12 protein-coding genes and 1 pseudogene are annotated in these 14817 nt (G+C 65.4%); all 13 read right to left on the bottom strand.

Going from position 1 to position 14817, the window contains the following annotated elements:
• Nucleotides 1-11: 11 nt before the first annotated feature.
• The gene (locus tag NFW05_RS07505) at nt 12-1175 is read right to left on the bottom strand and encodes an N-acetyl sugar amidotransferase (protein WP_295304443.1); all 1164 of its coding nucleotides are present in this window, start codon (nt 1173-1175) and stop codon (nt 12-14) included.
• Nucleotides 1176-1179: 4 nt separating this feature from the next.
• Nucleotides 1180-2304 carry a hypothetical protein gene (locus NFW05_RS07500; RefSeq protein ID WP_295304440.1) on the bottom strand — a complete coding sequence of 375 codons (1125 nt, stop codon included), beginning with the start codon at nt 2302-2304 and terminating at the stop codon, nt 1180-1182.
• Nucleotides 2282-3562 carry a hypothetical protein gene (locus NFW05_RS07495; RefSeq protein ID WP_295304437.1) on the bottom strand — a complete coding sequence of 427 codons (1281 nt, stop codon included), beginning with the start codon at nt 3560-3562 and terminating at the stop codon, nt 2282-2284. Before NFW05_RS07495 ends, NFW05_RS07500 begins: the two co-directional genes overlap by 23 nt.
• A gap of 14 nt (nt 3563-3576) precedes the next feature.
• Nucleotides 3577-4386 (bottom strand): hypothetical protein, encoded by an 810-nt coding sequence (locus NFW05_RS07490; RefSeq protein ID WP_295304435.1) that lies wholly within the window; start codon nt 4384-4386, stop codon nt 3577-3579.
• 11 nt (nt 4387-4397) lie between these two features.
• Nucleotides 4398-4883 carry a hypothetical protein gene (locus tag NFW05_RS07485; RefSeq protein ID WP_295304432.1) on the bottom strand — a complete coding sequence of 162 codons (486 nt, stop codon included), beginning with the start codon at nt 4881-4883 and terminating at the stop codon, nt 4398-4400.
• Nucleotides 4884-4885: 2 nt separating this feature from the next.
• Nucleotides 4886-5848 (bottom strand): methyltransferase domain-containing protein, encoded by a 963-nt coding sequence (locus tag NFW05_RS07480; RefSeq protein ID WP_295304429.1) that lies wholly within the window; start codon nt 5846-5848, stop codon nt 4886-4888.
• On the bottom strand, nt 5845-6630 hold the full coding sequence (locus NFW05_RS07475; protein ID WP_295304426.1) for a phosphocholine cytidylyltransferase family protein: 786 nt from the start codon (nt 6628-6630) through the stop codon (nt 5845-5847). Before NFW05_RS07475 ends, NFW05_RS07480 begins: the two co-directional genes overlap by 4 nt.
• 53 nt (nt 6631-6683) lie before the next feature.
• The gene (locus tag NFW05_RS07470; protein ID WP_295304423.1) at nt 6684-7511 is read right to left on the bottom strand and encodes a class I SAM-dependent methyltransferase; all 828 of its coding nucleotides are present in this window, start codon (nt 7509-7511) and stop codon (nt 6684-6686) included.
• Nucleotides 7512-7547: 36 nt separating this feature from the next.
• Nucleotides 7548-8183: a gamma-glutamyl-gamma-aminobutyrate hydrolase family protein gene (locus tag NFW05_RS07465; RefSeq protein ID WP_295304420.1), complete on the bottom strand. Its 636-nt coding sequence runs from the start codon at nt 8181-8183 to the stop codon at nt 7548-7550.
• A gap of 1 nt (nt 8184) precedes the next feature.
• Nucleotides 8185-11133: a PEP-utilizing enzyme gene (locus tag NFW05_RS07460; RefSeq protein WP_295304417.1), complete on the bottom strand. Its 2949-nt coding sequence runs from the start codon at nt 11131-11133 to the stop codon at nt 8185-8187.
• A 516-nt stretch (nt 11134-11649) separates the two neighbouring features.
• Nucleotides 11650-12708 (bottom strand): Gfo/Idh/MocA family oxidoreductase, encoded by a 1059-nt coding sequence (locus NFW05_RS07455; protein WP_295304414.1) that lies wholly within the window; start codon nt 12706-12708, stop codon nt 11650-11652.
• Nucleotides 12709-12718: 10 nt separating this feature from the next.
• Nucleotides 12719-14014 carry a nucleotide sugar dehydrogenase gene (locus NFW05_RS07450; protein WP_295304410.1) on the bottom strand — a complete coding sequence of 432 codons (1296 nt, stop codon included), beginning with the start codon at nt 14012-14014 and terminating at the stop codon, nt 12719-12721.
• Nucleotides 14015-14516: 502 nt separating this feature from the next.
• Nucleotides 14517-14817 (bottom strand): annotated as a pseudogene (locus tag NFW05_RS07445) (ribonucleoside-diphosphate reductase, adenosylcobalamin-dependent); the annotation flags it as partial.

Raw genomic sequence — 14817 nt, 5'->3', positions numbered from 1 at the left:
GGCCCGGGGACTCAGGAGTTCGGGTGAAGGTGTATTCCTTTTGAGCGCAGCCACTCACGCAGGGCGGTCTTGGTATTGAACAGGAGGTAGTTGGACGGGTAGTCGCGAAACGTCCGCGGCGGCTGCGCCATCAGCCCACGGAACTCTTCCTCGCCGACGGCGAGTTTCTTCAGGACATAGTCCGTGTCTTGCTCCGCCTCGCGCTCGCTGTCGGTGTCGCCGGCAAGGGCGACCACGGCCTGGTTCCGCGTCATCTGCCCGGATAGAACCAGGCTCGACAGGTAGGCACGCCGCTCGTCGTAGCCGAACTTGCGCCGACGGTAGTAGAGTTGCTGCCATTTGGTGAAGCGCGACTCGAAATGCTTGCCGCCGTAGTATTGGAAACCAAGTTCGCGCTCGAGCGTCGCGATCGCCTCATCCTTCACGTAGGGCAGGTAGTTGAGGGGGCGAATCACCTGCATCCGCTTGACGTAGCGATTCCAGAAATAGTAGCGGAAGAAATTGACTCGCGGGAAACTCTGGAGTCTGCCGTTGCCGAAACGCCGGTGCACCGCTTCGAGATGGCGCAGGTCCATGGCATTGTAGGCCCACTCAGCCGGCATCACCGACTCGGTCGCGATGTTGCCGCCGCTGAGTACGAAGCGCAGGCCATAGGCCTGGGCGTTGCTGTACAGCGCGGCGAAGAAGGCGTGATCCTGCGGCACGTCCTGGTTGGCAAGCCCGGCGCGCAGGAAGGCGCGCTGCAGATCGCGCATCTCTTCCCAGTCGACCACGTAGGTGTGCAGGTCGACGTCGAGCTTGCGCACGATGTTCTCGATGTTGCGTATCGCCAGCTCCGAATTCCAGCCGCCGTCCACATGCACGGCGAGCAGGCGAAGCCCCAGTTGCTTGCGCGCCACGTAGGCAAGGTACGAGCTGTCGACGCCGCCGCTGAGGCCGATGGCGCAATCATAAGACTTGCTCTGCCCTTCGCGCTTGATCTTCGCGACGATTGCGTCCAGCATGCGGCGCCCCGTCTCGTCCGGGTGCCAGTGCGGGCGAAGATGCTGGTCGAAATTTCGGCAGTGGTTGCAGACGCCGGCGGCATCGAACTCGATGTCCGGATCGCTGGTATCCATGATGCAGCGGGTGCAGATCTGATAGGGCATGGGCGGCAAGCTGTCGTAACCTGTCATTTTCTCATTGCCGGGCCGTCGCGAGCATGCCGGCCAGTTCTTCGGCACAGGCCTCGCCGAAGCCGCCGAAGTTCACCCAGTGGCGTTCGCGCTCCTGCCGGATTCGGCTTGCCCACTGAGCCGTGTCTTGCCCAAGCCGGGCCAAGCCTGCGATCACCTCATCGACGGCCGGCGGCACGACCACTCCAATCCGCTCGCGTACTGCAAGCTCCAGCGGCGTCGGCCCCAGGTCGCGCCAACCAGGGTTCAGCACTTTCGGCGGCACGTCGACGTAGAGAACAGGCCTCTCGCGAACGAAGGCGAACTCCATGGCAAAGCCCGAGTAATCGGCGATCATCATGTCCGCCGTCCACAGCGCGTGGCTTTCCTCGACCGAATTTTCCAGGACGAACGAGGAGAAACCCCGCAGGCCTTCGACGATGCGGGCGATCAACGCGTCGCCGTACACGAAGAAGGACGGATGGGGCCGCAGCGTCACGCGGTAACCCTCGGCAAGCAGCCGTATGAGCAGGGCTTCGCCCAAGGTCTCGAGAAGGTTACCCGGTCCCCACGAGGGGCCGACCAGCACATGTGTCGGCCCGCCGTCGACCGTGGGCGCGGTGGGCCGGGTCGTCGCCAGACGCTCGAACTTGCCATAGCCGATCAGCACGGGGCGGCGCCCGGCCAGCCCGTCTCGCCGGTTCATCGCTTCAATCTCGACTAGGTGATGCTCGCCGCAGCAGAAGACATCCGTGTAGCCGTCGAAGGTGCCCGGCGGATAGACCATGTGGAGACTGACCAGCGAGTGCGGTACCGCCACCCGGCGCACGCAACTTCGCGGCATGCGGGCCAAAGTCAGGCCGCTGGTGGCCGTCACCAGGAGCGTCGCGCGGGCGAAGCGCAGCACGTGCATGGTCATGTTCACGTAGGCCGCGCCGGGCGGCACGCTCAAGTCAGGCCCGGCAAAAGCGCAGTTCAGGCCACGCGCGACGGCCGCCTCGTAGGCCGGGATCACCCATTGCAGGTCGACCTGGCTACCGGCCACGAACAGGACGTCTGGGGAGGGCTGCATCCGGTGGCGGAGCAGCGAGAGGAGATCCTTGCGGAACCTCGGCCCCAGCGCGTACTCAAGTGCGCGGATCAGGGTCATGTCCGGTGACCTTGTGGTCTACGAGCACCTCGTTGATATCGCGTAGCAGCAACGCATAGCGCAGGCAGCCGAGCGCCGAGAAAAGAACGAAGCCAACCCAGGCGTTGCCGGTGACGATCGCCAGGCCGAAGGAGAGCACCGAGATGGCGAAGTAATGAAGCTGGGTCTTGAGTTCGTACTGCTGCTTCGAGAAGACGTTCAGCGACACGGACAACGGTGTCAGGTACAGCATCGCGGCAAAGAAGGGGGAAAAGACCATCGCGATCCAGCCGGCCGTCATCCACTCCTGCCCGAGCACGTAACGGAAGCCGACCGGATAGACCAGCGCCATACCCAGGGCAGCGGCCAGCGCCACCAGCGCCACGTGACGACGAGCCCGCACGAACTGGCGGAAGATCGCTTCGTTGCCGGTACGCACCGCCTCCGCCAGCAAGCCGTAGAAGACCTGGTACAGAGTCCCCCCCACCAGGCCAACCGGACCGAAGCCGAAGCGCAGCACGTAGGCATACTGTGCTGCCAGTTCGGGGCCGAACCATTCGCCGATCACCAGCACTGGAACATTGTAGGCCGCCAGGTTCAGCAGGTTGGACGGCATCAGGTACATCGGCGCATTGGCCAGCTTACGCAGTGTCGCGCGCAGTCGGGCCAAGGTATGCGGGGCCGAGAGGAGCGCACGTGGCAAGGTCAAGACCGCGTAGCACACCCCCAGCACCAGCGTGAGGCCGGCCTGCCAGGCGATCAGGCGGTCGACATCCTGCACTCCGCACCAGGCGAAGGCGGCCAGCAAGACCGCCATCGTCAGCGGCGGTGCGAGGCGGGCGACGCCGATCCAGCGGAAGCGATTGCCTCGTACGTTGAACATCTCGGCCAGCCGCTGGATCATCGCTCCGGCCACCCACGGGCCCACAGCGGCCGCGTGGTCATACGACAGCAACGCGGCCAGCAGGCACAACGCGGCCGCCATGGGCAGCACGAGCAGCAGCAGAGCCTTGAGGCAGGGCGCCAGGTCGTCGTCCGCAACGGCAGGAATCAGCATCTCATAGCCCAGCAGCGCAACGGGCGCCAGCGTGCCGACGATGGCGGCAAACACGCTGTATATGCCGACCTCGGCCAGCGTGTAGAGCTTGGCGAGAACAACGAAGTTGGCCAGCTGGATCGCCTGCGCCAGCGCCGTCGCCGAGGTCAGCGCGCCGAGGCGACGCAACAGTGCCGAGCTGCGCCAGCGCTGCAGCCACACCGCGAGCAGGTGGTGCGTCATGACCTCGGCCACTCTCATCCAAAGAGCCGGGCCAGGACGCGCGCACGCAGCTCGGGATGCATCGTGTAGTAGTGGCCACCGCCGTGTGGCTGTGCGGCGGTTTCCAGAGCGGCCAGGTCCTGGCCGGGCGCCAGCCTTTCGAGCACCGAAATCAGCAGCGCCGCACGCAGGTGCGGGTCGTAGCAGTACAGCAGTGCGTGGTACAACCCATCGGCGTCGGCTCGCAGGCCGGACCAACGCGGCGGCTCATACTCCGCCGTGGCGATCAGTCTACCCGTATCGATTCCTGCGTCCATGTAGAAACAGCTGCAGCCGGGACGTCCGCGAGCCAGCATCGACCATAGCAGCCCGTCGGATCCGCGTACATGCGGCACGACGCCTGGGTGGATATGCAGGATACTCAAGTCCTCCTTGAAATACGCGGCTGGCACCCGCCCGCCCGAGCAGTACAGGAAGGTCCGCACGCCGCAGTCACGCATGGCCTTCAGCAGGCGTGGGTCCGCGTAGTTGTCGACCGTCAGGCGCAGTACCCGTTGCGCAACGGCCTCGTAGTCCGGCTCGCGACCGGGCGTGAGCACTACCGGCAAGCTCCTCTGCAGCGTCTCGGCCAGCGCCGCGGGCACGCGCGCGGCACGGTTGCGTCGGATGCGCTGCAGGCGCGCGGCCACACCTGTGCCCACCAACCGGCGCAGCCGCTCTGAGCGCGGGCCGTCGCCCACGTAGTCGATGGCCAGGATCAAGGCCGGCCGCATCTCATGCAAGCTCAGGTAGGCGAGATAGGCCTCGGTGACCGGACAACCACCGCGGAAGACCAGCAGGGCCAAGGGGATGGTTCTCATGTCGAAGGAGGCGCCGGCGGCACGAGCGCATCGAGCGTCGAGCGTGCGAGCTGGCGCAGTTCGTCCGGGAACGAGCAATCGTCGCGGCCGAGCACGCCGTCGAGCAGCTTCAGCGCCGAGTTCAGGTAGCGGGCATCATCCCGGACCAGCGCCGCCTTGAGCAGCAGAACACAGAGACGCCGCACCGCCGCCGCAGCCAGCGGCGTCGGCTCCGCGGCGCGCGACAGGTCGGACACGTAGTAACGACAAAGCTTGCGCGCCACCTCGATCTTCTTGCGCAGACGGTCGAGCTGAGCGTCTGCCTCGGGAGTCAGGTTTGACCAGGCTTGGCTGTGCAACGCGCCTTCAAGATCCAGGGTGGATGCTGACGACGTCCCCCCGTCGCCAGGCCCGCTGCGCAGATCAGCCGCCAGCCAGGCATCGATCCGAGCCAGCAGCGCCGCAGCCTCATGCGCGGCCCCCTGCAGGTCTACGGCCGTCATTTTCATCCCCTGCAAAAGACCAGGGCCACCCGGCGCTGCACGGCGTCGTACTCATCGCCGTCCCGGTAGAAGGGGTTGGCGTTGAAATAGCGCCGGGCAAACGGCCGCAGCGACCAGTGCAGGCTGTGCGGTCCACGGTCCCAATGGAAATAGCCCTCGTCGAAACGGGCGCGGACCCGCATATCGGCGGCAGCCGCCGCGTCACTCAGGTGGGCCTCGGTGTATTGACGCAGATAGGTGTAGTCATCGAACATCCAGCGCAGCAGCACTGCCCGCGACGCCGGACTGAACGACACGTAGAGCAACCCCCCCTGCTTCAGCAGGGAAGACAGCTTCCGCATCAGCACTGGCACGTCCTCGCAGAAGCCGATCGCAAAACGGATGAAGACGAAGTCGAACGGTCCACTCTGATTGGCCGCGGCGACCTTGCGCACGATGTCGTCGGCATTGAAGTCGTAGGTCAGGGTGTTCACCCCGAGCCGCTCGCTCATCGCGCGCGCGACATCGTCGGCAAAGGCAGAGACCACGACGTCCGCGCCCGCTTTCATCAGGTCCTGAGCAAAGTAACCAGGTTCTCCGCTGATCTCGAGTACCTTGCAGCCGCTCCAGCCGACCAGCAGGTCGGCGCTACGCAACTCGGCCGTCACCATCTCGAATTGACCCACCCATGGTCCACGTTCACCAGAGGCCAGTTGCTCCGAGTAGTAACGGTAGAAATCGACACCCTGCTTCTTGCGGCCCAGCGAATGCAGAAACCCGTTCAGCTTGGGCACATACCGAAAGACCGGCAGCAGAGCCCTGGCCGCCCTTTCCAGCGGATAGGCGGCCTTCTGGATCCGGGAATAACAGCCGCAACTTGCACAGAACAGCCAGGTCGACTTGTAAGTATCGATCTCGCTGACCGCTCCGCTGCTGCCGCAGATGGCACAGGCGAGTTCCTCGCGTGCCAGAGGCATGGTCATCATGTCGTTTCCCGCAAGTCATAGAAGGGCGCAAGGGTGCCGTCGGCAGCCATCGCCTCGTAGCGCCGCAGGTCGCTCACGCTGTCCACCTCCAGCCAGCCGTTGTCGGTCTCCGCGATGCGCACGTCCCAGCCGTGGTCGATCAGATACTGGATGAAGCTGGTCATGTACATGTTGTCGAAATCCTTGCCGTCGTAGGCGGCAGCGCGGTCCATCGATCCATAGACCTCCCTCAGCCGCTCGACGTGGTCGGCGCGCACCTTGATCAGACCCATGTATTGACCCTCGATTTCGCTGTAGTCACGCGGTTTCTTGCCCAGTTCGCGCAAGCGGCCACCCGGGCCGAGCTTGAGCGTCTCGGCATCGGTCAGCGGATCTTCCAGGCGCAGGCGCCAGTAGCGCAGCCACTGGCGATCGATCATCACCGTAAATGGCGCTTCACCGGCGAGCAGGGCCGCGAGCACGCGGCCCTCGTAAACGATGTCGCCGTAGCAGATCAGAAGATCGTCGCTGCCGCTCAGGAGATCGGCGGCGCAGAACAGCGTGGCAACCATGTTGGTCGTCGCATAGCGCGGATTCACGCGCGTGGCGAAGCCACGCGCAGCGATCTGGTCGGCCCGGTAACCCGAAACGACAATGATGTCCCGGATGCCGGCGCGGCGCAGCACCGTGGCCTGGCGCTCGAGCAGGCTCTTGCCGCCAAGTTCGACCAGACACTTGGGAATGTCGTCGGTCAGCGGCCGCAGTCGGCTGCCCTGTCCGGCGGCGAGTATCAAGGCCTTCAATTCATCGATCCTTTACGCTGTCGTGGGTAGGTTACACCCGCTGCAACGAGGCTTCACGCGGCAATGCGCCGCATCAGATAGAGTTCGCGTGTGCTCCTGGCCATCGGGCGCGGGCCCTCCCACGTGAAATGCGCACGCATCTCTTCCAGCGCGGCGTAGAACTGCGGGTTGCCAACGTCGGTCGAGTGCGACTCGAAAACGAGCAGGCCGCCGTCGACCATCATGCCGTGGATGCGCAGCAAATGGTCCTGCAAGCGTACGCGGTAATTGCGGTCGTCGGTCCAGTGCGTGGCGAACGAGAGTACGACCGTGTAGGGCTGCCCGGGCGCGAAGTCCTGGAAAGGCTGCGCCATCAGGTGCACACGGTCCTGCAGGCGCAGGAACTCGGTGCAGTGCTGGCCGATGCGGATCATGTGGGGATTGATGTCGATGCCGTCCGCTCGGCACCCCGTGCGGAAGGCCGCGTACAAGGCCATGAAACCACAGTTGCAGCCAATGTCGAGCACGTAGTCGTCGCGCCCGATCAGTCTGGCCAGATCATACGCATCGAAGCGCTCCTCGGTACCACGCTCGCCGAACACGTCCAGGATGGCGAGCGCCTGGTAGGGGTAACCGTGGAAGTAGGCGTAGCTGTCGTACTCACGACGCTGCCGCAGCAGCTCCTGCCGGATCCTGCGCTGCAGTCCAGGCAGTTCCATGACGAAGCGGTCGGAGCTCGTGTCGATCGTGTGCCGCTCGGTCAGGCGCACCAGCCGACGGGCCGCTACCAGAGACAAGATCCCGACTCCGTGCAAGCGATAGGCCAGCGCCACCATGGCATGTCGAACCAGGTGCTTCAGGCCCGAGAGCGGGCGCTTCATCCGTGCGAGGATTGTGCTCATTGCAGCGAGTCCGGGTCGGGTGACGGCGGGGATTGTCTAGAGGCCCAGCACGGCGGCCAGAAAAGCGAAGGTCGAGGGGCCGAGTTCGGGTTCGCGCTCCGGATGCCAGACGACGGCATTGACGTTCCCACTAACGGAGCGGAAAGCCTCCACGGTACCGTCTCGGCCCCAGGCCAGCGCCTCCATCCCGGGTGCCAGCCCATCGGCAGGGATCGCCCAGCCATGGTAGCTGTTGACCTCGGCCGGACGATCCCAGTACTCGGGCAGCTGACCGGCCCAGACCAGCTCGTGTCGCGTGCCAGCGTGGCCGGGCACGCGCACCAGGCGGCCGCCTGCCAGGTGGTTGATCATCTGCGCGCCGCGGCAGACACCCAGCACCGGTCTGCCGTGCTGCAGGAAGTAGCGATAGGCAGCCGCCTCGTAGCGATCGCGCTCCGGGGCCCCGTCAGCCGCGCCGGGCAGTGCAGCAATGTCGTTGCCCCCAGTCATCACCAAGGCGTCCGGAGCGAGCGTGCCCAGGCAAGCGGCAGCGTCGCGCACGTTGTTGGCCAGCGGCAAGGGGCAAGCGCCGAGCCTCTCGATCAGCGCCGCCCAGCGCTGGTCGAGCATGTCGCGCCGCTCGCCGTAACCTGACACGGCATGGGCGCGCTGGGTCAATCCGATGCGTTTCATCCTAGGCCTGGATCTCGATTCTACGCACGGCGCAATCGAGCACCACCAGCCGGGCGGCGACCAGGCGCTCGAACAGGGCATCGCCGACACCGATGGCCGCGGGCAGACCGAGCTCGGCCGCGCGGATCGCCATGTGCGAGTTGGCCCCGCCGTACTGCGTGATCAGTCCGCCAATGCCGTGCGCAAACAGCCAGTCGTAACCCGGGTCGGCACGTGGGATGACCACCACCTTGCCGCTCAGCGCAGCTGAGGTGATGGCCTCGCCGTCGGCCAGAACAGCCACCTCGGCCGCCACGCGACCCTGGCTGACGAAGTTGGGCTCGCTTGCAGGCCGTTCGAAGCACTCGAAATCGCCCGCGCCGACGATCAGCGGCGGCAGCTCGATGGCACGGGTGAGGTCGTGCTCGGCAGCACCCTCCTCGGCGCGCGCCGCCAGCCAGGCAGCCACGTCGGTCGGGTGTGCGCCGACGCGCAGCTTGTAGAGGTCGGCGATGTCCAGATGCGAGACGGACTCGCGGTCCAGCGCGTGCGCCGCTCCGACGGCGACCAGCGCGCCCAGTGCCGCGCTCAGGTTGCGGCTGAACATGAACTTCGCGTACTCGCGTCCGGTGATGGCACGGCGCAGGAACCGCTCGAAGGCGTCGACGTCAGGCTCAAGCCCGTGCCGATGCAGCAGTGCCTCAATCCGGACGCGCGCGGCGGGCGACCAGGCGAAGGGACGGCTGGCCGAGGCCTCCGGCTTGATCATGGGTTCCAGGTAGCGGCCCGGGTCGTCGGCGTAGGCGTCGGAGGTGATCTCGTAGGTGCCGGGACGCAAATGTCCATAGCGGGCGACGAAAGCGTCGCGCGCCAGCTGGCCGCTGTACACGCGCGCACCGTCGCGCTCGAACGCCCGGGTGACCGTTTCGAGCGACGCCAGGAAGGCGCTGCTGTCCTCGCGAGTAGTCACGCCGGTGCGCTCGAGCGAGCGCAGAAGGCTGACGGCGACGAAGGCGCTGCGCGCCAAATGGGCAAAGGCGAGCGTGCCGAAGCGACGACAGTCCTCGAGAAGCTCGAAGGCCATGTCGAGCGGCGCGAGGCGGCAAACGCGCAGCGCCTGATAGCGGCGGTCCAGCTCGGCGATCCTCGCTTCGTCGGCATCGACCCGGGACATGCCCTCCCGGGTAATCCCGCGCAGTGCTGAGCCAAGCGTGGCGATGTCGGTTTCTGAGAAACCGGCCGGAGCCAGACGCTCGTGCGCGCGTTCCTCGAAATCGAAGGTTAGACAGGTGAACGCCACGTCGAACTCGACCTTGTCGTGAAGTTCCGGATGCTGCTCGAGCCTCTGCAGGTAATGTTCGACCAGCAGACTGGCCAGGCCCTCGTCCAGGCCGGCGGGCACAAACGAGTTGAAGCTGGCCCGGATGTCCACATAGGGATGGCCGGCGAAGTTCACGACGAGCGGGCATGGACGGACGTCGCGATAGCCGTATTCGGCCCGCTGGGTCGCCCAGACGTCGTCGGTGATCAGGTGACGGTAGAGCGACATCGCCAGCCGGCGCGGCTTCGTGCCGACAATCTCCGCCGGGTTCCAGTCGCTCATGACGCCAAACAGCGTGCGCGTGCCCAGCAGGCGGCTGCCGCGCTCGGGCGCGCCGCAAAACCAGGCAGCTGCCTGGCTCAGCGCCGACTCGACGTGCTCGTCCGAGACGGTCGACAGGCCATGGCGAACGGCTATGGGACGTAACTGAAGTACATGTATCGCGCCCTGGCGGTCCACTGCGAACTCGATGTCCAGCGAGGTGTGGCCTACCAGATCCTCGAGTTCGGCGATGGCGTCGAGAACGAGCACCGTGCGCCGGTCCAGCCGGCCGACCGCGGCACGGTGGCTCCGCTGCACGAACAGTGTCCGCAGTCTGTGGCCGGCGCCCGAGGTAACGCCGTCGGTGCGCCCGCTGCTATCGTCGTAGTTGAGGACGTAGTACGGTGCACCGTGGGTCAGCGTGCGAGTGAAAGCTACTCCGCCGAGCACGACGTCTCCCAGCATTGCCTGCACCAGCACCTGGTCGCCCGGGTCGCTGCGACCGTAGCTGGCGATCACGCGATCGACTGCCTCGGTGATGCTCGCCGCGCTCTGCGCCGGTACGTCGAGTACGCTCTCGTAACCACCGGCGTTGGAGGCTGCCCAGCCGTCTTCCGAACCTGCACTACTGCGCACGACCAGATGGACCGTCCCGAACTTCTGCTGGATGGCCGCGATGACCGCCGCGGGGTCACGGCGCCAGTCACTCGCCGTGAAGCAGATCTGCTCTCCGATGCGGCTGGCCTGGACCAGCGGGCGCAGGCGCTCGAGGGTCTCGGCCTTGGTACCGAGCACGAAGCGGGCGAGGTCCTGCGGTGCGTTCAGCTCAGCCCACCGCCCGGGGTTCTCGACGATGTCAATACTCAGCCCGAGCGACGCCAGCCGGCTGATCAGGCCGGGCATGTCGCTGTGACGGAAGTCGCTGTCGCCCAGCTGTCGGTCGAGAGTCTTGACGGCTGCGATGGCTCGCCGAGACAAGCGAAAGACGCCGACCAGCTCGCCATCCGCAGCTGCCGGATCGAGTTGCCGGCCAAGATCGACTCGACCGTCGAGGTTCAGGATGACCTTTTCGGCGCGCGCCAAGTCCGCTTTCGAGCGGCCCGCATAGCGCTCGCGCCATTGTCGGTCCACGCACACCGTGATATCGGCCTGGCCGGCGGCAAGTGCGGCGACCACCTCTGGCGAGAACACGATGTCCGCGTAGCAGACATAGGCCGCACGGCCAGCGTCGAGCGGCGCCGCCAGCAGGGAAGCCGCCGCGCCGCTGCGCTTCCAGTCTGGGCTGACCGAGAAATAGATATTGGGGTAGCGCGCGACCACCTCTTCCAGACGGTAGCCGCCCACGAAGTGAAACTCGGCGTCGCCAAGGCATGCGAACGCCTCGAGCAACCAATCGAGAACTCTGCGGCTCGTCCAGGGCGCCTCGACGAGTGCTGATGGGCGCTCGCCCGAAAAAGGCTTGCCGGCGCCGAGAATGATGACTTGCGGCTTGTCCAGGGCGGATCCCCCGACGGTCAGCAGGGGGGCAGTCCCGACCGGACAAGGTCTTTGTCCGCGGACTCCATCAAGACAGCTTTGCGATCCCCGACACGACGGCGTTCCAGGTCTGAACGCTGGCGTGCGGGCGGGGACTCGACAACCGGCCGAGCACCGGTGGTGTGACTCGGTGGCCTCTGGAACAACAGGGCCCTCGGACCGGCGACCAGATGCTGCTGCTCGAGCAGAATGGCATTGTTCACGACACTCGGCATGCTGGCCTCACTCAGCGGCCATTGACGCGCGGCGCGGTGCGCGAATGGCATGGAGCGCCGGTGCCCATGCTGGCAAGGTGCCTGACGCGGGAGCCGTCGCCAATTTGGGCACCTTCATCGACGATGGCGGGGCGCATGGATGCTGACCGCCACGTCAGTAATCCAGTGGAAGTGCGATGCGCCGGCCATCGCGCGCCGAGAGATAGGCAGCGATCAGGGTCTCCAGAGACCGCAACCCCTCCCGTCCATCGGTATCCGGCTCGGCCAGGCCGCGCAGGACCTGGATCACGTTATCGTAGTAAAGCGGGTGGCCAAAACCGTACACCGACGTGGTCTCGTAGTTGGCCGAGACGATCTGCTCGTCCTCGGGGCGCTGCTCGGCGAACTGCCAATGCTGAATTTCGTTGACCGCGACACCTCCGACGCGCACGGTGCCTCTCTCGCCGAGGATGGTGATGCTGCCCTCCAGGTTCTTCGGGTAGGTGAGCATCGTCACGTTCATCGATCCCAGCGCACCCGAGCGCCAGCGAATGCTCATCACCCCGCTGTCCTCGACCTCGATGTCGCGCTCGAGTGTCCCCGTGTAAGCCTGGACGCTTTCGATCGGGCCAATCAGCCAGTCGAGGAGATCGACGTAGTGGCTGGCCTGATTCATGAACGCGCCACCGTCGAATTCCCAGGTTCCCCGCCACCTGGCGCTGTCGTAGTACTCCTGCGGACGTGTCCAGAAAACGTTGATATTCACCATGTAGATGCGCCCGAAACGCTTCTGCTCGACGGCGCGCTTGAGCAGTTGCAGGGTGGCATTGCGCCGGTTCTGCTTGACCACGAAGAGGCGCACGCCACAGTCGTCGCAGGCCTTCACCATGCGCAAACCGTCGTGCCAGCGGGTGGCCATCGGCTTTTCAGTCATCACGTGCCGCCCCGACTGCGCGATTTCGATCGTCTGCTCGGGATGCAGCCCACTCGGCGTCGTCAGGGCAACGAGGTCTGCCGTCGTCGCCGCCAGCATCTCGTGCAAGCTGAGATGGCCTCTCGCCCCAGTGCGCTGGACGGCCTTGTCGAGCGCACTGCGATCCACATCGCAAACATCGACGATCTCGATGTCCTCGGCATGCTTGTCCATGGCCGTGAAGTGGTTGGCCGAGATTCGCCCGCAACCGACCAGCCCCATGCGGATCTTACGGCCAGTAATGACAGGATAGTTGCGCATGCCGCGGATCCTACAAGCGGAAGACGGTGAACCCGGCGGCGGACGCCGCGTGGCGGTCGAAAAGGGCCTTCAGATCGGCGAGCACGGGGTTGTTGCCATGGCAGAGCAGCCGGATCTCCGGCAAACCGAGCTGCTTGAACTCGTCGTGGCCGACCGCCACAACCAGCGAATCGACGGGATGCTCGCGGTCGATACTGCCGAGCGTGATTCCATATTCGTGCGCGACCTCGTCCGCGTCCGCCCAGGGGTCGGCGACGATCACCCGGACACCCCATCTTTCGAGTTCCCGGACCAGGTCGGCGACCTTGCTGTTGCGGATGTCCGGACAGTTCTCCTTGAACGTGACGCCGAACACGCCGACCGTACTGCGCGCCACGTCGATCCCGTTCCTGAGCATCAACCGGACGACGTTGCGCGCAGCGTGCCGCGCCATGTCGTCGTTTATCCGGCGACCGGCGAGAATCACCTGCGGGTGATAGCCGAGCATCTCCGCCTTGTGCGTCAGATAATAGGGGTCGACCCCGATACAGTGCCCGCCAACCATGCCCGGCCGGAAAGGAAGGAAGTTCCACTTGCTGCCTGCCGCCTCGAGGACTTCGATCGTGTCGATCTCCAGACGATCGAAGATCACCGAAAGCTCATTGACCAGTGCAATGTTGATGTCGCGCTGCGTGTTCTCGATGACCTTCGCTGCCTCGGCCACCTTGATACTCGATGCCGGAAAAGTCCCCGCGCCAATGATCGTGCCATAAAGGTCGTCCACGGCCCTGGCCGCCTCGGCTGTCGAACCGCTGGTCACCTTCCTGATCCTGGTCAACGTGTTCAACTTGTCCCCCGGGTTGATGCGCTCGGGGCTGTACCCGCAGAAGAAATCGATGTTGAACCTCAAGGCGGAGCACTGCTCGAGCACCGGCACGCACACCTCCTCGGTACAGCCCGGATATACGGTGGACTCGTAGATGACCAGCGAACCGGCTTTCATCGCCTTGCCTACGGTTTCGCTGGCCCTGATCAGAGGTGTCAGGTCGGGGCGATTCGCCCTGTCGATCGGTGTCGGAACCGTGACGATGAACACCCGGCAATCGGCCAGATCTTCAGGGTTGTTGCTGTAGACCAGTTGCGTCGCGGACCGAAGATCGTCGGGCGTCACCTCGAGCGTGCTGTCCCTGCCGGAGCGCAGTTCTGCGATACGCGCCAGATTGATGTCGAAACCGACCACCGGCCGTGACTTGCCAAACTCCACGGCCAGCGGCAACCCGACGTAGCCGAGGCCGACGACTGCGATCTTCTTTTCGTTGAGGTTCACATTCACTCCACGGAGACTGGCCTCGCTAGGTTCGCGGCTTGTCGAGATCCGCCCCCTTGACCAGCGCCATACCGCCGCTGCGCGGAAGAAGCCGGGTCACGTTGAGGATTGGAGGCACTTTCCCGCGGTCTTCCGCCAGGCGCCGGAAATGCACCCCTCCGACCTGTGGATATTGCCCCCGGAGCAGCGAACAGCTGCAGTTCGCCTCCCCCTCGTCTTCGCTTTCTGCAAGTTTACTCCAACTTGTCAGGCAACTGGGCATCGGCCATGACCAAGCCGGGACGCGAGCGCCCGGACCCGAAACGGGCGGCGGTTGTCCTTGCCTCGGGCGGGTCGATACGCGCACGCGGGGTTGCTATCGCCAGACCCTTGCGTACCTTCGCTGCGGCCCACCGGGTCGCTGGCTTTGCGGCTGCTCTGGGACGACGGTCGAGCGAGCCCATGAGCCCCGGCGATCAGAAAGCGGGCGCTCCATGAGGCGATCGCCGCGTCACACTTCTGCTCACCCGCAGGTCCCCACCGCCCCGCAGGCGGTGCAGAAATCGCAGCCATCCTTGCGGATCATCGTCAGGTTGCCGCATTCACTGCACAGCCTGCCCGCGGTCGGCCGGGCGGCCGTGCCGCCGGCCGGCGCTTCGAGGATACCCATCTGCTTGAGCGGCAGACCCGACTCGTCGAGGATGCCGAGCATCGCGTAGCGGTGGATGATCAGTTGCGCGAGGTAGGCGACGGTCGACGGGTAGTTGGTCTGCCGGCGGGTGCCCGGGATGAAGGCCATGAAATCGCCCAGCGGCTCGGGATAG

The organism is Accumulibacter sp. (genome assembly GCF_023806625.1).
In the GTDB taxonomy this organism is placed as follows: Bacteria; Pseudomonadota; Gammaproteobacteria; order Burkholderiales; family Rhodocyclaceae; genus Accumulibacter.
Note: the sequence above shows the minus strand (reverse complement) of the source record. Positions and strands in the feature narration are given on the sequence as shown.